Origin of the sequence: Thermaerobacter composti (genome assembly GCF_033582035.1) — a bacterium.
GTDB lineage: Bacteria > Bacillota > Sulfobacillia > Thermaerobacterales > Thermaerobacteraceae > Thermaerobacter > Thermaerobacter composti.
The window spans coordinates 2,959,072-2,980,633 of sequence record NZ_CP132508.1 but is presented as its reverse complement, the minus strand read 5'-3'; the positions used below and the strand labels follow the sequence as shown (position 1 = coordinate 2,980,633).

Below are 21,562 nucleotides of genomic sequence, written 5' to 3'. Positions count from 1 at the left end.
GGGGACCCAGCATGTCCACGGTGGTCATCGTCGGCGCCCAGTGGGGCGACGAGGGCAAGGGCAAGATCACCGACTACCTGGCGGAACGAGCCGATGTGGTCGTGCGCTACCAGGGGGGGGCCAACGCGGGCCACACCGTGGTGGTGGGCGACACCGAGTACCGGCTCCACCTGATCCCCTCCGGCATCCTCCACGGCAAGCGCTGCGTGATCGGCAACGGCGTGGTGCTGGATCCGGCCGTGTTCCTCCGCGAGGTCGAGTATCTGGAAGAACGCGGCCACGCCGTGGACGCCATCGCGGTCAGCGGCGCGGCGCACGTCATCATGCCCTACCACAAGCGCCTGGACGAGCTGGAGGAAGCGGGTCGGGGCGAGGATCGCATCGGCACCACCCGCCAGGGCATCGGCCCGGCCTACCGGGACAAGGCCGCGCGCACGGGGATCCGGGTGGAGGACCTGCTGGACGAGGCCCAGTTCCGTCGCCTGCTGCGCCGTAACCTCGATCAGGTGAACCGCGTGCTCGAGCGCGTCTACGGCGTCGAGGGCTACGACTACGAGCAGGTGTTGGAGGAGTACCTCGGCTACGCCGAGCGCCTGCGGCCCTTCGTGACGGACACCTGGAAGCTGATCAACGACGCCATCGACGCCGGGCAGCGGGTGCTGTTCGAGGGCGCGCAGGGCACGATGCTGGACCTGGACCACGGGACCTACCCGTACGTCACCTCCTCGTACCCGACGGCCGCCGGCGCGTGCATCGGCTCCGGCGTCGGTCCCACGCGCATCGACCAGGTGATCGGCGTCGCCAAGGCGTACACCTCCCGGGTGGGCGATGGCCCCTTTCCCACCGAGCTGCTGGACGAGACGGGCGAGTGGATCCGCCGGCGCGGCCACGAATACGGCACCACCACCGGACGGCCCCGCCGCTGCGGGTGGCTGGACGCCGTCGTGTTGCGGTACGCCGCCCGGGTCTCGGGGATGACGGGCCTCGCCATCACGCGGCTGGATACCCTGGGCGGCCTGGAGAGGGTACGGATCTGCGTCGCGTACGAGCTGGACGGCCGGCGCGTGGAGGACATGCCCACCGGCGCCCTGAAGCTCGCCCGGTGTCGTCCGGTCTACGAGGAGTTGCCCGGATGGCCCGCCGACCTCTCCGGCCTGACCCGGTGGGAGGACCTGCCGGCCGAGGCGCGCCGGTACCTGGAACGCATCGCGGAGCTGGTGGGCGTGCCGGTGGTGCTGGTCTCCGTCGGGCGCGAGCGGGCTCAGACCATGGGCCTGCGCGAGGTCTTCGTACCGCGGCCCCGTTGACACCCGCGTCGGCCGGGTGCTAGAATGACCAGCGCGTCCGGCCCCGCCGGAACGCGACGGTTGGAGGCGTGGTGTAGTGGTTAACACACCGGCCTGTCACGCCGGAGATCGCGGGTTCGATCCCCGTCGCCTCCGCCACGACAGCTGAATTGGCCGTGGTGCGCTGGTTTCGGTCACGATGCGACCGCCTTCGAGCCCGGGTGGCGGGAACCCGGGCTCACTGCTTTTCCGGGCGGCGCGCCGTGGCGGCCCCGGCGGGATCAACCGGGAGCGCCCAAATCGAGCGCCCCCAGCCCCCGGGGCAGGGGACCGTCGGCGGCGGGGGGCAGGAACCGCGACCGCCGGCGGCGAAGGCCCGCCAACGCGGCGGGGCCACGGGGCCTGTGGCCGGAACCGGCGAAGCGAGGGCGACGGCTGGCCCCACAGCCGGGGATCGCGCCAGGCCGGGCCGGGCGACCGACGGGAGGTCGGTGTCACCCGCAACGCGGCAGTGCATGGGGATCGCCCGGAGGCGCGCGCGGCCGGTTCCGCGCCGGCGCGGGAGCGGCCAGGGCGGGGGCGGGCCGTGGACCACCAGGGCGGCGGTGTCCGCTGGCGTACCGGGTCGCACCGGCCGGATCGCCGGAGCCTGGGGCCGCCACGCTGGGCGACGACGACCCGGTGGTCCGCCGCCGGAGGGCGGACGGGAGAGGGACGGTCCGTGGCGAGGGTCGTGGTGGTGCTCTGCCTGGTCGCTGCCGGCGTCCTCTGGCCGACACCGGCGGCCGCCCAGGGACTTCCACGGGCGATGGCGGCCATCCCGGTCGGCGGCGTGATCCCCGCGCCCACCGCCGGCTCGGGCCACGCCCCAGTGTCCGTGCAGCGGCTGGTGGTGGCGGTCGAGGTGCACGCCGAGCGCCCCCGCCTCGCCCTCATGCCGGCGCGCGTGACGGCGGTGCTGGACGCGCGGTACACGCTGCGCCTCCCCGAGGGGCAGGCGCGGCCGCAGCACCTGACGCTGCGGGTCCTCGCCACCCCGGACGTCGCGGTGCGGTGGGACGGGCGGCCCGTCGACCTCTACGCAGCACCCGACCGCCCAGGGGACGCCGTGGCCACCCCGGAGGGGGCGGGCGGCGAACCCGCCCAGCGTCCCAGCCCAGCCGCGGGCGCCGCCGCCGGGGGCGTGCCGGACGAGCCCAGCGCCGAGAGCCAGGACATGGTGCACTGGCTGGATCCGCTGACCGGGCGCTTCTATCCGGTTCCCCAGGCGATGGCGTCGTCGGGCGCACCCCAGGCCCTCGCCCTCGACGTGGCATTGCGACCCGAGCGGGATCACCACCTGCAGCTCCACTACCCGCGGGTGCCGTTGGGCTGGGACGGTGGCCGCTACATCGCGCCGGTGCACCAGCTGATCGTGCCCCTCCACCCGGAGGCGTGGGCCGGCTTCGGTCCGGTGGACGTCCACGTGGCGGTCCCGAGGGGGTATGTGGCCGATCTGGCGGGCGCACCCCCGGCCGCCGAACCCTCCCCGCCGCTGGGCGACGACGGAGCCGAGTCCGAGCGCGCTGCCCTCGGCCCGGCCGGTGAACGCCGTTGGGCGCGGGCGCCGGCCCAGATCCACGTCGCCGCCGTCGACACCGCCGGGATGTGGGGCCGCTGGGTGACCCGCCGCCGCGACGTGCTGTGGCTGCTGGCCACCACGTGGCTCGTCTTCGTGGGCCTGCGCGCGGGGCTCTGGCGCCTGGGGCGGCGACGGGATGCGTGGGCATGGACCGCGCTGCTCCCGCTGCTGGCCCTTCCCGTGGTGGCGGGATGGGTGTCCTGGCGCAGCTTGCGCGTGCCGCTGTGGGGCTATCCCCTATCCCTGTTGCAGTACGCCCTCTGGGGCGCTCTCGCCCTCTACGTGGCCGGTCGCCTGCTGGGTGACCTGGTGGGCTTCCTCACGTTGCGCTGGCGATACCGTCGGGCGGCGCGCCCCCCGCGCGGACCGGGAGTCGCCACCGACGCCGAGGGGCTGGGGGAGGGCTCCCATCCCGCCATGGCTGCGGACACCGACGCCGGTGGCTTGACGGCGCCTTCGGGCGGGGCCTAGAATGGGCTTGGTCTGCGCGCCAGCGCAGGCAGTGTCGCCGCGGCGCGGCCTGCCGACCGTCGGGCCACGGGGCCGGTGGCGCGGCGCTCGGCGGCGCAGGCCGGGTCCGTCGCAGCAGCGGGCTGGTGTAGCTCAGCAGGCAGAGCAGCGCACTCGTAATGCGCAGGCCGGGGGTTCGAATCCCCCCACCAGCTCAAGGTCTCTCGCCTTTGGTCCGCCATCCGTTATCCTCTGACGCATTCCCGCGAAGTCGCCGCCCTCCGCTCCGCCCGCCCTGCGGAGGGCGGCTTGCTCTTCCGGCGCAACCCGCCGGCGCCCCGAGGTCCCATCCGATCCGATGCCTCGTCGCGCAGCCTCGCCAGCACGTGGTCGTAGGGCCGCGTCCGCCCCGGTGGGGCGCGGGAGATGACCATCGGCCTCGTCGCCCGCGCCTGCCCGGGCTGTAGGAGCTCACGAACCCGCCGGCGGCATGGCCCCGCACCGCTGCGGCGACGCGCGGTCCGTGCCGGCAGCCACCGGCAGCGTGGCGGCGGGGCGCCGATCGTCGAAGCGCACGCCCGGCCGCCCTGTCGCCGCGCGCCGTCGGCGGGAGGCCGGAGGCCGGTTCGTCCCGGCGGGCGATGGCGGCAGGAAAACGCCCCGCCGGTGCGAATTCCCTCTGTCGGGTTCCGCATTCTCCGGGGAGGGAGCATCCGTCGGTGTACAAGCGAGTCCTCGCGTGGATCGGCTCCCATGCGCCTCCGGGGAGCCGGCGATGGTGGGCTGCGCTCGTCCCTGCCGCCATCGTTGTCTACCTATTTGGGACCACCGTCTACGTCCAGTCCCAATCCACCTACTATCGGGTGGTCATGGACGGCAGGCCGCTGGGCTACGTGGCCGGCCAGGAGACGGTCGGCGACGCCGTCGCGCTCGCCGAGCGGAACGCCAGCCGCGAGTACGGCTTCCCGGTACGCCTCGCCAACCCACCCGCGGTCGAACAGATCATCACCCATGAACGATACGAGACCTTGTCGCTCCAGGCGCTCGCGGAACGGCTGCAGGCAGCGGGCGACTTCCTGACGCGCGCCACCGTGCTGGTGGTCGACGGCCAGGAAGTGGCGGCGCTGCCGTCCAAGGAGGCCGCCCAATCGGTCCTCGACGAGCTGAAGGCGCGGTACGCACGGAGGCTGGAGGCCAGCGTCGAGGGCGGGAGGCTTGATGTCCGCCGCGTCACCATCCAGCAGTCGATCCGCCTGGAGGAGCGGGACGACGTGCCCGCCGACCGGGTGCGCGACGCGGTGGACGTCCTCGCCCAGTTGATGGGCGGCAAGCAGGCGCAGCGGGTCCACGTGGTCCGCGCCGGCGAGTCGCCCTGGACCATCGCGTCCGCCCACGGGATGACGGTCGCGGAGCTCCTCGGCGCCAACCCCGGCGTGGATCCCCAGCGGCTCCAACCGGGGGAGGAGCTGCGGTTGAACGTGCCCGAGCCCTGGATCAGCTTCGAGTCGGAAGAGGTGCTCACGGTCACGGAGCGGATTCCCTTCGCGACAAGGCGCGAGTACGACGCGAACCTCGATGCGGGGAAGCAACGGGTCAAGCAGGAGGGCGAGTACGGCGAGAAGCAGATCACCTACGCCCTGCGACGCCGGGACGGTCGGATCGTCGAGCAGCGCAAGGTCGAGGAACAGGTGACGCGCCAGCCGGTGGACCGCATCCTGGTCATCGGGACGAAGCCGGTGGCGGGTGTCAGCACCGGCCGGCTGATCTGGCCGCTGCGGGGACGCATCACCTCCGGCTACGGTCCCCGGTGGGGGGCGATGCACACCGGCATCGACATCGACGGCGCCACAGGCCAGGCGGTCCGCGCCGCCGACGGCGGGACGGTGGTCAGTGCGGGCTGGGACGGCGGGTACGGCTACGCCGTCCAGATCCGGCACGACAGCGGTCTGTACACCTTCTACGCCCACATGAGCCGCATCGCGGTGGACGTGGGGGACGCCGTCGCCCAGGGGCAGGTGATCGGCTACGTGGGGAGCACCGGCCGCAGCACCGGTTCCCACCTGCACTTCGAGGTCCGGCGCTGCACCAGTCCCGGCTGCGCCGTCCCGCCCCTGGGCTTCCTCCCCTAAGGCGGCCATCCGCGCCGGCGCGGGCGGCACCATGGCGGCCTCTGCCACCGAGCATCCCCTGCGCATCCTCGATGGGACGAACGGCCCGGTGCTGCCGGGCCGTTCTGCATGCCGTTGAACCAGGCCACGCGGATCGCCCCAGGGGCACGGCGCGGCGTCCGGCCGCTCCTCCTCCCCCACCGGGCTTCGTCCCACCCCCGAAGAAACGCCACTGCCGAGGGGACGTCGCGCCCGGCAAGCTCTGGCGAGAGCTTGGCATTTCCTTCGTGGTGCCCGCTTCGGTCCCGCTGTACAAAGGAAGCCGGGAGCAACCGGAGGAGGAGCCACGATGATTCCTCGCCATGCCACGTCGGGGCCCGTGTTGCCGACGGTGCCACGGTGGCCTTCCTGGCGCCGCCTGGCGGCGCTCGGGTGCCTGGCGCTCCTGCTGACTGCGCTCGGGGTGGCGCCTGGTGGGGCCTCGCCCGTGGTGCGGGCTGGGCAGCTGGCCTGGGTCGGGCGGCTCACCGCGGCCCGGGTGGTCGCCCAGTGGCCGCGGCCGGGTTGGGAGCGCCTCGACGCCGGGCGCGTCCGCGTCGTCTACCGGACCGGGCACCGCCAGGGTGCGGAGTGGGTGCGCGACTACGCGCTGGAGTCCCTGCCGCGGGTGGCCCGCATGACGGGCTTGCCCATCCCGGCCCAGCCCGTCGTGTTCGTCGTCCACGCATCGCCGGAAGAACTGGCGCGTACCTTCGGATGGGACCCCCGGGACCCGCCCCTCGGGTTGTACGCGGCGGGCGTGATCCACGTGGCCGACCCCCGGACGTGGGCGTCCAACCGGGACACCTTCGCACGCTTGGGCCCGGTGCCCCATGAGTTGGCGCACTGGCTGTTGGATTGGAACACGTTGGGCAACTACCCCGCTTGGTTCACGGAAGGGTTGGCCCAGGCGGTCGACCGCGCGGTGACCGGCTTCACCTTTGGGTGGGCCGGGACCTGCCCGCGGGTGGCGTGGTCCGACCTGAACGGGGCCTTCGCCTCCTTGCCGACCGACCAGGCCTACGGGGCCGCCCTCTGCCTCTACGATCGCCTGACGGAGCGGGGCGGCGGCGGTGCGCTGCCGCGCCTGGCCGAGGCGCTGGCCGCGGGGGAGCCCTTCGCCGTGGCCGCCGCCCGCATCTACGGGGTCGATCCGGCCCGCCTGCTGCCCGGGGGATCCGGGCGCTGAGCGAGGAGGCAGGTCCGTGAACGGCTTCGAGGACGCCCTGCGCGGCGCCGCCCGCCGGCTGGCCCGCGGATGGGTACTGGCCGTGGCGGCCGGCGCCGTGGGCGGGTTGGTCGGTGCAGCGCTGGTGCTCGGGTTGAAGCCCGACCTCCCCGGGCCTTGGTCCTGGCGGCTGGCCGCGTCGCCGACCCCGTCACCCGCGGAGATCGTCCACCGCATCGCCGGCCCCTCCGTGGTGGGCGTGATCAGCACCTACCTGCGGCCGGACCCGATCACGGGCAAGCCGGTGGTCGCGGCCCGCGCCACGGGATCGGGGGTGGTGTTCGACGCCCGCGGCTTCATCGTGACCAACCACCACGTGGTCGCCATGCCCCGCGTCGCGGAGCCGGGCGTCGCCGGCGCCGGCCGCCAGCGAGGGCACCCGACGCCCCCCCGCGGGACCGGCCCGTCGGGGGACGAAGGGGGACGGCGCGCGGACCACCGGCACCCCGACCGCATCGAGGTGCTGTTGCCCGACGGCCGCCGCGTCCCGGCCCGACTGGTGGCGGAAGACTACCCGTTCTCGGACCTGGCGGTGCTCTGGGTGGACCCCGGCACGACCGGCCCGCTGAAGCCCGCGACCTTCGCCGACTCCGACCAGGTGCGCGTGGGCCAGTGGGTGGCCGCCATCGGTAGTCCGGCCGGGCTCTTCCGCTCCGTCAGCCTCGGGATCGTCAGCGGGGTGCGGGAAGAGCTGTTCCAGCCGGTGCCGCCCCCCACGGCGGTGCCCGTGGTCGGGGAGCGCATCTTCCGCCTGATCCAGACCGATGCCGCCATCAACCCCGGCAACAGCGGCGGTGCGCTGGTGGATGCCCACGGCCGGGTGGTCGGCCTCAACACGGTCAAGATCGCCGGGGCCGGAGGGCGCCAGGACCGTTTCGAGGGCCTCGGCTTCGCCATCCCGGCCAACGACGTCCGCCGCATCGCCAGCGATCTGATCCGCCACGGCCGCGTGCGTCGGGCGGCCCTGGGCGTGCACGTGGTCGACGTGGTCCAGGTCGCCGCGCTGGCCCGGTCCGAACCGGACCGGGCGATCGAGTTCGCCACGGCCCTGGCCCAGGGACGCGGTGCCGTGATCTGGCGGGTGGAACCCGGCTCCCCGGCCGCCCGGGCCGGCCTGCGCCGGGGGCAGGTGGTGATCGCCTGCGACGGTGAGTCGGTGCATGACACGGTGGACCTCTTGCGCATCGTCGACGGCAAGGCTGCGGGTCAGCGGGTGGTCCTCGAGGTGGCGGGGGACGGGGCCACCCGCCGGGTCACCGTGCAGCTGGCAGAGCTGGGCCGCTGAAGCGTAGGCCGTGTTCGGGATCCGGCGGGGGCCAGCCCGCGGCCATCCACACGTAGGGCCCCATTCAGGTCATCCCTGTGACCCAGCCGGTGCCAGGGGTGTGGTACGATGGGGACGACCGGCTCGGCGTCAAGGAGGTGGGGGGGTTGGTGCGGGTCTGCTCCTTCTGCGGCAAGACCGCGGATCAAGTGGAGCACATCGTCGCCGGCGAAACCGCGGCCATCTGCAACGAGTGCGTGGCGCTGTGCCAGCAGATCATCCACGCCGAGCGGGAGCGCTCGGTACACCCCGGCGAGGCGCTCCCACCGCACGGCTCGGCGCCGCGTGGGACTCCCTGGTGGCGGCGCCTGTTCCGTCTCTGGCGGTCCGTTCCCGCGGCCGCAACGCCGGGCTGGGGAGGCGAGGCGGGCGTCGGCGCGAGGTGATGGGTGGGTCGGCTTGGCTGCTCCGGCCTGTGGGGCATGATGGGGCCGGGGGTGAAGGGCGTTGCCGTTGCACATCGAACTGCTGGCCGTCGGCGAGCTGGACCAGCCTGCATTGCGGCGGGCGGCGGACGAATATGCCCGCCGCCTCGGGCGCTATGCGCGGGTCAGCCAGCGGCGGGTTCCCGGCGAACCCCTGCCGTCCCGCCTCACCCCGGCAGAGGTGAGCCGTGTGCTGGAGGTCGAGGCGCAGCGGTTGCTGAACGCGCTGGCGCCCGGCGCCTACGTGGTCGCCCTCGACCGGCGCGGTCGAACCCTGAGCTCGGAGGACGTGGCCGAATGGCTCAACCAGCGCATGGTGGGCGGTGACAGCCGGTTGGTCTTCGTGATCGGCGGTCCCCTGGGGTTGGCACAGGCGGTGCTCGACCGCGCGCGGGAGCGCTGGTCGCTCTCCCATCTCACCTTTCCCCACCAGATGGTGCCGGTGATCCTCCTCGAGCAGCTGTACCGCGCCTTCCGTATCCTGCGGGGGGAGCCCTACCACTACTGAATGAGGCGACCCACTCCTTGAACCGCTGGACCGTGGCGAGCCCCGCGCCGGACGGAGCCGCGGGGATCGCGCACCCCTGCTAGGGAACGTGGCCGCCGCGGTCCGGGACGGGCGGCTCGCCGGGCCTTCCACCGTCCGCGGGGGCTTCTGCGCCCCGATCGCTGCCGGGGCCCGCCCCGTCCTGGCCACCGGGATCGGGATGGGCTCCCGTGGGATCGCCGCCCTCCGGCGGCACCCCGGAGTCCGGGGGTCGGCGCGCACCATGGCCCGCCGCGGGAGGTTGGCCCGGGGTGGGGTCGGGCTCCGCTTCGGTCGCCCGGGGGCCGCCCTCTTCCCCGCCGGTGCCGCGGTCGTCCCGTCCGGGCTCGGGGCCGGGTCGTTCCTCGGGGGGGACGGCCCCTCCTGCCCGGTCGCCGCCGGTGGCGCCGCCTCCCTGGGCGGGACCACCGCGCGGCAGGTTGCCCTCTGGCAGCAGGCCGGGGCCGTCGGGGAGGGAGGGCAGCGGCAGCGGAACCAGGCCCCGGGGTGCCTGCCCGGCGGCCGCCAGATCCTCGCGCACGTGGGGGTCCTGGAGGAGGGCGAGGCAGTTGGGGGCCGGGACGTGACCCGCCAGGAACCACTCCTCCCGCCACTGGAAGCGAGGGGCGTCCAGGGATCCCGTCAAGGTGCAGGCGCTGGCCCGCACCACGCCTTCGGGGCGGGGCCAGTCGCGGGCGGGCAGCCCGTCCAGCGCCGCTCGCATGAACGCCTGCCAGATGCGGCCGGCGGTGCTGGACCCGGTGGCGCCCGCCCCGCCGGGCAGCAGGACGCGCTGCGCGAAGTCGTCGCTGCCGATCCAGACGGCGGCCACCAGGTCCGGGGTGTAGCCGACGAACCAGACGTCGCGGGAGGCGTCGGTGGTGCCCGTCTTGCCCGCCGCCGGGCGCCCGATGCCCAGGGCCCGCGCGGTGCCGTCGTAGGCGGGATCGAAGACGCTCTTGAGCACGTCGGTCACGAGCCAGGCGACCTCGGGGGCGATCACCCGCTCCGCCCGCGGCTCCCGGCGGAAGAGCACGTGCCCGTCGCGGTCCTCGATCCGGAGGATGGCGAAGGGCTCCACCCGCAGGCCCAGGTTGGCCAGGGTCGCGTAGGCCCGCGCCAGTTCCAGGGGCGTGACCGCGGACTCGCCCAGGGCCAGGGTCAGGTGCTGGGTGGTCAAGGGGGAGGTGATCCCCATCCGCCGGGCCAGGGCCGCCACGCGGCGCGGCTTCACCCGGTCCATCCACTCCACCGCCACCACGTTGTCGGAGACGGCCACCGCCCTGCGGATGTCGAGAAAGGCGTCGTGGTACCCCGGGTCCCCGTAGTCGCGGGGGGTGTAGGGCTCGCCGCCCGCGCCGCCCGGGTACTGGCGCACCCGGCAGGCCACCGGCGTCGTGATCGGCTCCCCCGACGCCAGGACGGCCGTGTAGAGGAACGGCTTGAAGGCGGAGCCCGGCTGCCGTCGGGCGTGCACCGCCCGGTTCAGGGGCGTGGTCGCGAAGTCGCGTCCCCCGACCATGGCCCGGATCCCGCCCGAGGCCGGGTCCAAGGCCACCAGGGCGACCTGCGGCTGGGGAACCCCCTGGTGCTCTCCCAGCGGCGCCACCACCTGGTCCAGCCGGGCCACGGCCGCCTCGGCCGCCGTCTGCATGTCCAGGTCCAACGTGGTGTAGATGCGAAAGCCGCCCGTGTACAGCCGCGCGGCCACCTCGGGTGCGGTGGCCGCGAGGCGGTCCCGCACGTAGTCCACGAAGTAGGGCGCGCGGACCTCGCCCTCGTCGGGCGGTCGCAGCACCAGCGGCTCCGCCTGCGCCCGGCGCGCCTCGGCGGGCGAGATCATGCCCAGCTCCGCCATGCGGGAAAGGACCCAGTCGCGCCGCGCCTTGGCCCGATCCGGCTGGCGCCAGTAGAGCTCCGGTCCCCGGATGAACGCGGCCAGCGTCGCCGACTCCGCCAGGGTGAGGCGCGGCAGCGGCTTGCCGAAGTACTCCTGGGCCGCCACCTTGGCCCCGTAGGCCCCTCGCCCGAAGTAGACCTGGTTGAGGTACATCGTCAGGATCTCGTCCTTGCTGTACCGCATCTCCAGCTTGACGGTCAGCAGCGCCTCGCGAAACTTGCGGTCGAAGGTGCGCTCGAGGGACAGGTCGTAGAGGGTCCGGGCCAGCTGCTGGGTGATGGACGAACCGCCCTCCACGATGCGGCCGGCCTGGAGGTTGCGGAGGGCGGCCCGGCCGATGGCCACCAGGTCGAAGCCGTGGTGCCGGTAGAAGCGGGCGTCCTCCGCCGCCACCACCGCCTGGCGCAGGGAGGCGGGGATCTCGTCGGGGCGGGCCAGCTGGCGGTTCTGCCGGTACAGGCTGGCCACGACGCGGCCGTCCACGTCGTAGATGAGCGTGGCCTGCGGGACCTCCGGCTTCGGCAGGGGCGTCACGGCAGCGAAGGCGACGACGCCCGCGCCCATCAGGGCGAGGGCGATGACCGCCAGGGCCGCCCAGCGAGCCACGCGGCGGGCGAGGGAAGGCCGGCCCATCCCCCGCGGGCCGCCGCGCCGGCGACGGGGACGCCAATCCCCCTGGGGGGCGCCGGACGCCTCGGCGCCGCGGGGTGCTGCCCACGGCCCGTCGTCCCCGGGGCGCCCCGCCGGAGCGCCGCCCGGGGCCGCGTGGGCGCCGTCGGGCCGGTTCGTCCCGTCGTGCCGGCTGCCGCCCCGGCGGACCATGGGCAACCCCCCGCCGGTAGTATGGCCGCCCAGGTCGTCCTTGCATGGCCGGGAGGGTTTCGATACATTACACCATGGTTTTCGGCCGGGTGGAGGCGCGGGCGGGTGGCGTGCCAAGGCGTCCACGGCGCGGCGGCCGCCGGTCAAGGAGGCGACGGGGTTGCTTCCCACACCGAAGAAGGTCACGGTCGTGGCGGGCAGCGGCGAGGGCGACCACAAGCTGACCGCGTTCGACAACGCCTTGTTGGCCGCCGGCATCGGCAACCTCAACCTGATCAAGGTCTCCAGCATCCTGCCACCGGAGTGCGAGCTGGTCGAGCGGCTGGACATCCCGCCGGGGTCCCTGACCCCCACGGCCTACGGCAGCCTGGTCAGCGACGTCAAGGGCGACCGCATCGCCGCGGCGGTGGCGGTGGGCTTCTCCGATCGCGACTACGGGACGATCATGGAGTATTCCGGGCACTGCTCGCGCGAAGAGGCGGAGCGTGCGGTTCGCGCCATGGTGGAAGAGGCCTTCCGGCGGCGGGGCATGGCCCTGCGGGACGTGCGGGTGGCGGCGACGGAGATGGTGGTCGGCGACCGCCCGGGCGCGGTGGTGGCCGCCGCCGTCCTGTGGTACTGAGAGCGGGTCCACCGGCGGGCCGACGAGGGCGCGGGGGAACCCGACGACGGCGCGGCGGAGCGGGGTGGCCGGTGTGCAGGTCTGGTTCACGGAGGATCAAACGGCGAATCTGCGCATCTCGGTGCGCGTGCGGCAGGTCCTGCACTGCGAGCGCAGCCCGTTCCAGGAGGTCATGGTCCTGGACACGGTGGAGTTCGGCCGCATGCTGGTCCTGGACGACGTGATCCAGACCTCGCAGCGGGACGAGTTCGCCTACCACGAGATGATGGCCCACGTGCCGCTCTTCGCCCACCCCGACCCGCGCCGGGTGCTGGTGATCGGCGGAGGCGACGGGGGCGTCCTGCGGGAGGTCCTGCGCCACCCGACGGTGGAGGAGGCCCACCTGGCCGAGATCGACCGGCGGGTGGTGGAGGTGGCCCGGCGGTACCTGCCCGAGCTCAACGCCTTCGACGATCCCCGGGCGCGCGTCTTCTTCGCCGACGGCATCCGCCACGTGGAGGAGCGCCCCGACACCTACGACGTGATCATCGTGGACTCCACCGATCCCGTGGGGCCCGCGGTGGCCCTCTTCGGCACCGACTTCCATCGGGCGGTGTTCCGCGCCCTGCGGCCGGGCGGCATCTTCGTCCAGCAGTCGGAGTCGCCCTTCTTCAACCGCGACCTGATCCGCCGCGTCCAGGCATCGCTCCGGACGGTGTTCCCCGTCACGGCCCTCTACTGGGGCGTGGTCCCCACGTATCCCGGGGGTCTGTGGACCTACAGCGTGGCCACCCGCGGTCCCGACCCGCGGGCGCCTCGGGCTGGCGCCTGGGAGGCCCTGCGACTGGCGACGCGGTACTACACGCCGGAGGTCCATCGCGCTGCCTTCGTGCTGCCTCCCTTCGTGGCCGACCTGCTGCCGTCCGGCGCGCCGGCGGACGAGGCGGCGGACCGCCTCCCCGACCGGCCGGGGCGGGTGGGCCAGGCGGGCGCGACGGGTGCCGAGGGATCCCCGGTCGCGCCGCCCGGGCGCCCCGCCGCCGAGGGGCGTTGAGGGGTGCAGGTCGGCCAGCCTGCGCCTCCGTCGCGGTGGAGGCGCCCATCGCCGCGCGGGGGCATCCCGCTGCCGAGGTGAGGAGCATGGACGATGAGCCGGCCACCGGCCCCTGGGAGCGGCCAGGGCGCTTCGTGGCGGCGGAGGCCGACTACGACGCTGCCACCTGGGTGATCGCCGGGGCTCCCCTGGAGCTGACCGTCAGCTACCGGCCCGGGACCCGGTGGGGTCCGACCCGCATCCGCGAGGCGTCGCACAGCCTGGAGACCTACAGCCCGGAGCTGGACCGCGACCTGGAGGACCTGGCCATCCACGACGCGGGCGACGTGGTCCTGCCCCTGGGCAACCTGGGGCAGAGCCTGGCCCGCATCGAGGCGGCGCTGCGCCGACCCGTCGCCGACGGGAAGAGGGTGCTCCTGCTGGGCGGCGAGCACCTGGTGACCCTGGCGGCGGTGAACGCGGTCCTGGATCGCTACCCGGACCTGGTGGTGGTCCAGTTCGACGCCCACGCCGACCTGCGTAACCGGTACCTGGGCGAGCCCTACTCCCACGCGACCGTGATGCGGCGGGTCCTGGACCTGGTGGGGACGGGCCGCCTTTGGCAGCTGGGGCCGCGGTCGGGCCTGCGCGAGGAGTTCCAGCTGGCGCGGCAGGAGGGGCGGCTCTTCCACGACGTCGGCGAGGGGGCGGAGGCGCTGGCGCGGGAGCTGGCCGGCCCGCTGCGGGGGGTGCCGGTCTACCTGACGGTGGACATCGACGTGCTGGACCCGGCGGTGGCGCCCGGCACGGGCACGCCGGAGCCTGGGGGGCCGGACTTCGGCGTGCTGCAGCGGGCCCTCTACCGGCTGGCGCACGCCGGGGCGTGGGTGGTGGCAGCCGATCTGGTCGAAGCGGCGCCGCCCCTGGATCCCAGCGGGCGCACGGAGGTCGTCGCGGCGAAGCTGGCCCGGGAGCTCCTGTTGGCGTTCTCGCGGGAGGTGGCGCGGTGATGGCGGTCGATCCCGTAGCCTCGGCACGGCAGCAGGTGCGCCAGGCGCTGGAGGCGGCGGCTGCCGCGGCGGTGGCCGCAGGGGAGCTGCCCCAGGAGGTGGCCCCGGGGAGCCCGAGCTGGCGCGGCGTCCAGGTGGAGGTGCCGCGGGATCCGCGCCATGGCGACTTCGCCAGCAACGCCGCGCTGGTCCTGGCAAGCCGTGCCGGGCGCCCGCCCCGGGAGGTGGCGGAGGTCGTGCGGCGCCACCTCCCGGGCGGCGCCTGGTTGCGCGAGGTCGCGGTGGCCGGCCCGGGCTTCTTGAACTTCCGGCTGGCCGAGGACTGGTGGCGAGAGGGGCTGCGGGCGATCCTCCAGGCCGGCGACGCCTTCGGCACCACCGGCGTCGGCGGTGGCCAGCGGGTCCAGGTGGAGTTCGTCAGCGCCAACCCGACGGGACCGCTGGGTGTGGTCAACGCGCGGGCGGCGGCGCTGGGCGACGCCCTGGCGCGGGTGCTGGAGGCGGCGGGGTACCGGGTCGAGAGGGAGTTCTACCTCAACGACGCCGGCAACCAGATCCGCAAGCTGGCCCAGTCGGTAGAGGCGCGCATGCGCCAGGAGCTGGGCCAGGACGCGGCAATCCCGGAGGGCGGCTATCCCGGCGAGTACGTGATCGACATCGCCCGCGACCTGCTGGCCGCCGAGGGACCCGGGCTGCTGGATCGCCCGGAGGAGGAGCGCTGGGCGCGCATGGCCCGCTTCGCCGTGGAGGCGATCGTGGCCCAGATGCGGGTGCAGCTGGCGCGCTTCGGCGTGGAGTTCGACGTCTGGTATCCCGAGACGCGGGTGCGGGCCGAGGGCTACCCCGAGCGGGTCCTGGAGCGGTTGCGGCAGCGGGACATGGTCTACGAGCGGGACGGCGCCGTCTGGCTGCGTTCGACCGCCGTGGGCGACGACAAGGACCGGGTGCTGGTCCGCCGGGACGGCGAGTACACCTACACCCTGGTGGACATCGCCTACCACCTGACCAAGTGGGAGCGGGGGTTCGACCGCGCCATCGACATCTGGGGGCAGGACCACCACGGCCATGTGGTGCCGATGCAGGCGGCCCTGCGCGCCCTGGGCCTGCCCGACGGCTGGTTCGAGGTGCTGCTGACCCAGATGGTCCACCTGGTGCGCGGGGGCCAGGCGGTGCGCATGTCCAAGCGCCGCGGCGAGCTGGTGACCATGGCGGAGTTCCTGGACGAGGTGGACGTCGACGCGGCCCGGTACTTCTTCCTGATGCGCTCGCCCGACACGCACCTGGACTTCGACCTGGACCTGGCCAACCTCCGCTCCAACGAGAACCCGGTGTACTACGTCCAGTACGCCCATGCCCGGGCCTGCGGCATCCTGCGCCAGGCCGCGGCCGAGGCGGGCCTGCGGCCCGACCCGGCCACCGACCTGAGCCCCCTGGGCGACCCGTCGGAGCGCGACCTGGCGCGGCGGCTGCTGGACCTGCCCGGCGAGGTGGCGCAGGCGGCGACCGCGCGCGAGCCCCACCGGCTGACGTACTACCTGAAGGACGTGGCCACCCTCTTCCACCAGTTCTACACCCGCTGCCGGGTGCTGGGCGAGGAGGAGCCCGTGGCCCGGGCGCGGCTGGTCCTGGTGGACGCCACCCGCCGGGTCCTGGCGCGGACGCTGGGCCTGTTGGGGGTGTCGGCACCCGAGCGCATGTGATCGGCGCCCTGGCCGGCGCGCCTATCCGGAGGGGGATCGATGGCCAAGTTCATCTTCGTGACGGGAGGCGTGGTCTCGGCCCTGGGCAAGGGCATCACCGCGGCCTCCCTGGGCCGCCTGCTCAAGGCCCGCGGGCTGCGGGTGGCCATCCAGAAGATCGACCCGTACATCAACGTGGATGCGGGGACGATGAGCCCGCTGCAGCACGGGGAGGTCTTCGTCACCGAGGACGGCGCCGAGACGGACCTGGACCTGGGGCACTACGAGCGGTTCATCGACGAGAACGTCTCCCGGGCCCACACGGTGACCACCGGACAGGTGTACCAGGCGGTGATCGAGAAGGAGCGGCGCGGGGACTTCCTGGGAGGCACCGTCCAGGTCATCCCCCACATCACCAACGAGATCAAGGGGCGCATCCTCTCGGTGGCGGAGACCAGCGGCGCCGACGTGGTGATCGTCGAGATCGGCGGCACGGTGGGCGACATCGAGGGCCTCCCCTATCTGGAGGCGATCCGTCAGCTGCGCCGCGACATCGGCCGCGACGAGGTGATGTACATCCACGTCACCCTGGTGCCGTACGTGGGGGCGGCGGGCGAGCTCAAGACCAAGCCCACCCAGCACAGCGTCAAGGAGCTGCGCAGCATCGGCATCCAGCCGGACGCCATCGTCTGTCGGTGCGAGCGGCCGCTGCCGCGGGACGTGCGGGAGAAGATCGCCCTCTTTTGCGACGTGGAACCTCAGGCCGTCATCAGCAACCCGGACGTGGACACCATCTACGAGGTGCCCCTGCGCCTGGAGGAGGAGGGGCTGGGCGAGATCGTGGTCCGCCGGCTGGGCCTGCCCGAGCGGGAGCCCGACCTGCGCCAGTGGCGCGAGATGGTGGACCACATCAAGCATCCGGACGGCCAGGTGCGCATCGCCGTGGTGGGCAAATACGTGGACCTGACGGACGCCTACATCAGCGTGGCCGAGGCGCTGGGCCACGGCGGCATCGCCCACCGGGTGGGGGTCGACATCCGCTGGATCCACAGCGAGGCGGTGGAGGAACAGGGGGCCGAGCGGCTGCTGCGGGACATGCACGGCATCCTGGTCCCGGGCGGCTTCGGCCATCGCGGCGTCGAGGGCAAGATCGCCGCGGTGCGCTACGCCCGGGAGCACAGGGTGCCGTTCCTGGGCATCTGCCTGGGCCTCCAGTGCGCGGTCATCGAGTTCGCCCGGCACGTGCTGGGACTCGCGGGGGCCCACAGCACGGAGTTCGACCCGGCGACGCCGCACCCCGTCATCGACCTGATGGAGGAACAGAAGCAGGTCACCAACCTGGGGGGCACCATGCGCCTCGGGCGCTACCCGTGCCGCCTGGAGCCGGGCTCGCTGGTCTGGGAGCTCTACGGTCGCCAGGAGCTGATCTACGAGCGCCACCGCCACCGGTACGAGGTCAACAACGCCTACCGCGACCGGCTCAACGCCGCCGGCCTGCGCACCACGGGGGTGTGGCCCGAAGGAGACCTGGTGGAGGTCATCGAATTGCCAGGGCATCCCTGGTTCGTCGGGACCCAGTACCACCCCGAGCTGAAGTCCCGCCCCACCCGTCCCCACCCGCTGTTCGCCGGGTTCATCCGCGCGGCGGCGGAGCGGGCGGGGCTGCGGCCCGTCGGGGCTGGCGCCCGCTCGTAGGGGAGCGTCGCCATGCCCTCGCCCGCGGGCGGCGGCGGGGCGGGGGCGCCGGTGCGTGAAGTCCGAGCCGAGGAGCGCCGAGGATGGCCAACCAGCGTTTGCAGTGGGCGGTCGTCATCCTGCTCGCCCTCCTCGTGGTGGCCTCGGTGGTCTCGCTGCTGTGGCCCGCGGGGGCGCCGCCCCGCGGGGGACGGAGCGGCGGGCAGATCGCCGTGGTCGCCATCGACGGGCCCATCGCGGCCGGGAACGGCTCCAGCGCCCTGCTGGGCACGGTGGTGGGCGCGGAGCAGGTCACCGGCCAGCTGCGCCAGGTCCGCGAGGACCCGGCGGTGCGAGCCGTGGTCATCCGGATGAACACGCCGGGCGGGAGCGCCGCGGCGGCCCAGGAGATCGGGGAGGCCGTGCAGCGGGTGCGCCAGGCGGGGAAGCCGGTGGTGGTCTCCATCGCCGACCTGGGCGCCTCGGGCGGCTACTGGATCGCCGCCACGGCGGACCGGATCGTGGCCAATCCGGCCTCGCTGACGGGCAGCATCGGGGTGATCATGGAGGTCACCCACTACGAGGACCTCTACGAGAAGCTGGGGATCGACGTGGAGACCATCAAGAGCGGGCCGTACAAGGACATCGGCTCGCCCACGCGACCGCCCACCGACGAGGAACGCCGGTTGCTGCAAGGCCTGGTCGGCGACATCTACCAGCAGTTCGTCGACGTGGTGGCGAAGGGGCGCGGCCTCAGCCGGGAGCGCGTCCTGGAGCTGGCCGACGGTCGCATCTTCACCGGCCGGCAGGCCAAGGCCGCCGGCCTGGTGGACGAGCTCGGCACCTTCGAAGACGCCGTCGAGCTGGCGGCGGAGCTGGCGGGACTGGAGCACTACGAACTCGTGGAGTTCGGGCCGCGCCGCTCCTTGATCGACCTGCTGCTGCGGCTGGGCGGCGAGGGGCGCTGGGGCCTGGCCCAAGGGGTCGGCCTGGTGCCGGAGCTGGTGCGGTGGGAGCTCTACCGGGCGGTGCCGCGCTAGGGTTGCGGAGGGGAGGAGACAGCGTGACCGAGCGCCCGCACGGCAGGCCGGACGAGGCTGCCGGCGCGCCGCCTGGCGACGGGGCCGCGGCGCGGGACGAACCGGCGACACGCGCCGGGGGGCCGACGCCGGGGCGGCCGGCCGACGCGCCCCTCGCGGCGCCCGGCGACGAGGCGCCGCCGCGGCCCGAGGCGCCCGGGATGCCCGCGGCCCCCGCGACCCCCGTCCAGGGACCGGGACGTGCCACCGAACCGGAAGGGGAAGGCGCCACGACGGGAGACCGGCAGCCGCAGGGGGACGGGCAGCCGGCCGTCGACGGCGGCGCGCCACCGACCGCGCCGAGCCGATGGGTGGACGAGGGGCACGAGGGACGGGCCCATCCCGGGGACGACGACGGTGCCGATGGCGACGGCCCGGCCGCCGAGCCGAGGCCGGACGCCGACCCCGGCCGTCGCCCGGAGCCGGTCGATGCGCCGCGGCTCGGCCTGGTCGACTGGGTCTACGGCGTGATCTTCGCCCCGCGGGCGACCTTCGCCCGGCTGGCGGCCATGGAGCGACCGCCCCTGGGCCTGTTGGTGGGGGTGGCCCTCGTCGTCATCGTGGCCAGCGGGCTGGTGCAGGGGGCGGCGGTCGCCCGCGACCTGGCCGTGCCGGGGGTGCCAGGGCAGGACCCCATCCTCCCCGCCGACGGGGTGCAAGGTCCCCGGCTGGCCCTGGCGATGGGCGTCGGCCTGGCCGGGCTCGGCGTCGCCACCCTCTTCCTCGGTGCGGGGCTGCTCCACCTGGTGGCCGACCTGGTCGGCGGCCGCGGGAGCGGGGCCAACCTGCTGGCCGCCCTGGCGCTGGCGCTGTTGCCCCCGAACCTGATCGGCATCCCCCTCGAGGCCTTGACGTCCCGGCTGGACGGCGCGGGCGGCGCCCTGCGGGACCTGGGCGCGGTGGCCATGGTCGTCTGGTCCGGGGTGCTGCTCTACCACGCCCTGCGGGCGACGAAGCGCCTCAGCCGGACCGATGCGCTGATCGTCCTCTTCGCGCCCTGGCTGGCCGTGACGGCCCTGGCGGCGGTGCTGGCCCTTGCCGTGGCGGGGCTGGCCTTCGCGGTGGGCGGCTGAGCCGGGGGGGGCCGCCCTATGCCCCTCCATCCCGGTGCCCCCCGGGGCCCCGGCCGTCGGGGCCGGCGGGTGGCGGACCGTCGTCCCGACCGAGGCGATGGGCCAAGGCCTCCCAGCGGGCCGCGATGGCCCGCGGGTCCCCCGCGTCGGGGCGCGCCATCGCCTCCCGATAGAGGGCGGCTGCGCGCGCCGGATCGCGGCGACGCAAGCCGTCCGCGATGGCCAACAGCAAGCGGGTCGGCAGGGCGCCCCGCCAGGCAGGGTCGTCCAAGCGCGCGGCCAGCTCGTCCCACGCGCCCTGTCGCCGGAGGAACTCGGCCAGCAACGGAGCATCGCCCAGGGCCTCCAGGTGCTGGGCGACCTCGGGGGCCAGCTGGTCCCACTGCCCGGCGGCGCGGGCGGCCGCTTCGACGGCCGCGAGCCGCTCCGCGTCGGGCTGCGCCGTGAAGTTGGCCGCCAGATAGGGCAGCGCCCGCTCGGGCTGCCCGCGGGCCAGCCAGACCTGGGCCAGACGGGCTCGGGCGTCGGCCACCTCGGCGGGGGTCCGGGCGCGTTCCAGGGCGCACCGGGCCAGCCCCAGGGCCATGCCCTCATGCCCCCCTTCCAGGAGGAACCGGCTCGCCGCCAGCAGGGCCGGGACGCCCAGGGCCTGGGCCGTCAGGACGACCGAGGCCAAGCCGCGCTCGGCCCCGGCGGCGGAAGCCGGCCCACGGTGGGCGCGGCCTAGCAGGACCGCGGTCCGAGCCAGGTCCTGCCAGCGCTGCTCCAGCCACCGGGCGGCGGCCGCCTCGCCGCGGGCCCTGGCCGCCACCGCCAAGCCGGCCTGCCGCCAGAGGGCTCCCTGGAGCAGGAGGCTGAGGGCCGACCGCAGCCCGGCGGCTTCCCCGCCATCCCCGGCACCGGGGGAGGCGCCGACGGGGTTCGGGTCCGCTCCGGCCGGCCCCTCCGCCGGTGGACCCGCGGCACCCGTCGGCGCACCATCGCCGCCCCCTCGCCCCGGAGACCGGGCCTCCGCACGGCGCGGTGCCAGGGTCGCCAGCCAGCGTCGGACCTCCTCGGGTTCGGGATCGGGCTGCCGCTCCAGCTGCAGCACCCACCGGGCTAGGGACGGCGCGTCCGTGGAGCCCTCGTCCCTTTCCGCCTCCCCTTCTCGCTCCCCTTCCCCGGCGCCACCGGCTGCGTCAGGGGTGTCGGCGTGCGGGCCGGCGCCGGCGGCGTCCAGGGTGGCCAGCAGCGCCGGTTCCTCCTCCACCAGACGGCGGATCAGCTCCAGCAACTGCCCCCGGGGGCGCTCTTCGAGGCGCCGCAGCCGATCGTCCAGGGAGGCAAAGGTGCCCGGTTCGTGGATCCAGGCGTACAGCAGGGCGACGGCGTGCTTGCAGAGGCCGGCGCGGGCGCGGCGAGGGCACTCGCACTGGGCCGCGGCATCCGGCCCTTCGGGGCCGCGGAGGACGTGGACCACGGTGCGGTACACGCCCCGGCTGCCGCGGACCTCGCCGAGGAGCCGCGTCCCCGAGACCAGGCGGGATTCCACCCGGCCCAGGAGGAACAGGTCCAGGGCACGGATGCGCACGGGTTCTGGAACCAGGCGCTGCAGCATGGCCTCGTCGACGGCCGCCATCAGGGCGGACGCCGTCGGCCGGACGCCGGGACGCACCGAATCCATGACCGCCTCATCCTTTCC

The 21,562-nt window shown here is 74.5% G+C and carries 16 protein-coding genes and 2 tRNA genes; 16 read left to right on the top strand and 2 right to left on the bottom strand.

Annotated elements, in window-relative coordinates; all coding sequences use genetic code 11:
• The first annotated feature begins 11 nt into the window (after positions 1-11).
• From Q5761_RS12215 to Q5761_RS12175, 9 genes are all read left to right on the top strand, one after another.
• Entirely contained in the window at positions 12-1,307 is a 1,296-nt protein-coding gene (locus Q5761_RS12215) for an adenylosuccinate synthase (protein WP_135224585.1), read from the top strand.
• A 62-nt stretch (positions 1,308-1,369) separates the two neighbouring features.
• Positions 1,370-1,445 (top strand) — tRNA-Asp (locus tag Q5761_RS12210).
• Positions 1,446-2,007: 562 nt separating this feature from the next.
• Entirely contained in the window at positions 2,008-3,378 is a 1,371-nt protein-coding gene (locus tag Q5761_RS12205) for a hypothetical protein (protein WP_318750724.1), read from the top strand.
• Between the two features lie 121 nt (positions 3,379-3,499).
• Positions 3,500-3,572: transfer RNA gene (locus Q5761_RS12200), tRNA-Thr, on the top strand.
• A 504-nt stretch (positions 3,573-4,076) separates the two neighbouring features.
• Positions 4,077-5,486, top strand: a complete 1,410-nt coding sequence (locus Q5761_RS12195) for a peptidoglycan DD-metalloendopeptidase family protein (RefSeq protein ID WP_318750723.1) — start codon at positions 4,077-4,079, stop codon at positions 5,484-5,486.
• Between the two features lie 328 nt (positions 5,487-5,814).
• Entirely contained in the window at positions 5,815-6,693 is an 879-nt protein-coding gene (locus tag Q5761_RS12190; protein WP_243123691.1) for a hypothetical protein, read from the top strand.
• A 16-nt stretch (positions 6,694-6,709) separates the two neighbouring features.
• Positions 6,710-8,017: a S1C family serine protease gene (locus Q5761_RS12185; protein WP_318750722.1), complete on the top strand. Its 1,308-nt coding sequence runs from the start codon at positions 6,710-6,712 to the stop codon at positions 8,015-8,017.
• 77 nt (positions 8,018-8,094) lie between these two features.
• Positions 8,095-8,442, top strand: coding sequence for a ClpX C4-type zinc finger protein (locus tag Q5761_RS12180; protein ID WP_318750721.1), 348 nt, complete (start codon positions 8,095-8,097; stop codon positions 8,440-8,442).
• Between the two features lie 61 nt (positions 8,443-8,503).
• On the top strand, positions 8,504-8,989 hold the full coding sequence (locus Q5761_RS12175; protein ID WP_318750720.1) for a 23S rRNA (pseudouridine(1915)-N(3))-methyltransferase RlmH: 486 nt from the start codon (positions 8,504-8,506) through the stop codon (positions 8,987-8,989).
• Positions 8,990-9,068: 79 nt separating this feature from the next.
• On the opposite strand, the gene Q5761_RS12170 is transcribed toward Q5761_RS12175, so the two are convergent.
• Positions 9,069-11,540 (bottom strand): PBP1A family penicillin-binding protein, encoded by a 2,472-nt coding sequence (locus Q5761_RS12170; protein WP_318750719.1) that lies wholly within the window; start codon positions 11,538-11,540, stop codon positions 9,069-9,071.
• Positions 11,541-11,889: 349 nt separating this feature from the next.
• Here Q5761_RS12170 and Q5761_RS12165 point away from each other — a divergent pair, with 349 nt between their 5' ends.
• The 7 genes from Q5761_RS12165 to Q5761_RS12135 all read left to right on the top strand — a co-directional run bounded on the left by Q5761_RS12165 (position 11,890) and on the right by Q5761_RS12135 (position 19,878).
• Positions 11,890-12,351 carry a pyruvoyl-dependent arginine decarboxylase gene (locus Q5761_RS12165; RefSeq protein ID WP_135224580.1) on the top strand — a complete coding sequence of 154 codons (462 nt, stop codon included), beginning with the start codon at positions 11,890-11,892 and terminating at the stop codon, positions 12,349-12,351.
• A gap of 73 nt (positions 12,352-12,424) precedes the next feature.
• Positions 12,425-13,384, top strand: coding sequence for a polyamine aminopropyltransferase (speE, locus tag Q5761_RS12160; protein ID WP_318750718.1), 960 nt, complete (start codon positions 12,425-12,427; stop codon positions 13,382-13,384).
• An 86-nt stretch (positions 13,385-13,470) separates the two neighbouring features.
• Positions 13,471-14,373 (top strand): agmatinase, encoded by a 903-nt coding sequence (gene speB / locus Q5761_RS12155; protein WP_318750717.1) that lies wholly within the window; start codon positions 13,471-13,473, stop codon positions 14,371-14,373.
• Positions 14,373-16,073 (top strand): arginine--tRNA ligase, encoded by a 1,701-nt coding sequence (argS, locus tag Q5761_RS12150; RefSeq protein ID WP_318750716.1) that lies wholly within the window; start codon positions 14,373-14,375, stop codon positions 16,071-16,073. The genes speB and argS overlap by 1 nt, the downstream gene beginning before the upstream one ends.
• Before the next feature lie 39 nt (positions 16,074-16,112).
• Positions 16,113-17,747 (top strand): CTP synthase, encoded by a 1,635-nt coding sequence (locus tag Q5761_RS12145; protein ID WP_318750715.1) that lies wholly within the window; start codon positions 16,113-16,115, stop codon positions 17,745-17,747.
• Between the two features lie 83 nt (positions 17,748-17,830).
• Complete coding sequence (gene sppA / locus Q5761_RS12140; RefSeq protein WP_318750714.1) at positions 17,831-18,766, top strand: signal peptide peptidase SppA; 936 nt, start codon at positions 17,831-17,833, stop codon at positions 18,764-18,766.
• Positions 18,767-18,789: 23 nt separating this feature from the next.
• Positions 18,790-19,878, top strand: a complete 1,089-nt coding sequence (locus Q5761_RS12135; protein WP_318750713.1) for a Yip1 family protein — start codon at positions 18,790-18,792, stop codon at positions 19,876-19,878.
• A gap of 16 nt (positions 19,879-19,894) precedes the next feature.
• Here the strand turns inward: Q5761_RS12135 and Q5761_RS12130 are convergent, their stop codons facing one another.
• Positions 19,895-21,544, bottom strand: coding sequence for a hypothetical protein (locus Q5761_RS12130; protein ID WP_318750712.1), 1,650 nt, complete (start codon positions 21,542-21,544; stop codon positions 19,895-19,897).
• Between the last annotated feature and the right edge of the window lie 18 nt (positions 21,545-21,562).

Coding starts and splice junctions, on each gene's coding strand:
- Q5761_RS12215 (WP_135224585.1), top strand. CDS start 12: ATGTCCACGGTGGTCATCGTCGGCGCCCAGTGGGGCGACGAGGGCAAG.
- Q5761_RS12190 (WP_243123691.1), top strand. CDS start 5,815: ATGATTCCTCGCCATGCCACGTCGGGGCCCGTGTTGCCGACGGTGCCA.
- Q5761_RS12170 (WP_318750719.1), bottom strand. CDS start 11,540: ATGGGCCGGCCTTCCCTCGCCCGCCGCGTGGCTCGCTGGGCGGCCCTG.
- speB (WP_318750717.1), top strand. CDS start 13,471: ATGGACGATGAGCCGGCCACCGGCCCCTGGGAGCGGCCAGGGCGCTTC.
- argS (WP_318750716.1), top strand. CDS start 14,373: ATGGCGGTCGATCCCGTAGCCTCGGCACGGCAGCAGGTGCGCCAGGCG.
- Q5761_RS12145 (WP_318750715.1), top strand. CDS start 16,113: ATGGCCAAGTTCATCTTCGTGACGGGAGGCGTGGTCTCGGCCCTGGGC.
- sppA (WP_318750714.1), top strand. CDS start 17,831: ATGGCCAACCAGCGTTTGCAGTGGGCGGTCGTCATCCTGCTCGCCCTC.
- Q5761_RS12130 (WP_318750712.1), bottom strand. CDS start 21,544: ATGGATTCGGTGCGTCCCGGCGTCCGGCCGACGGCGTCCGCCCTGATG.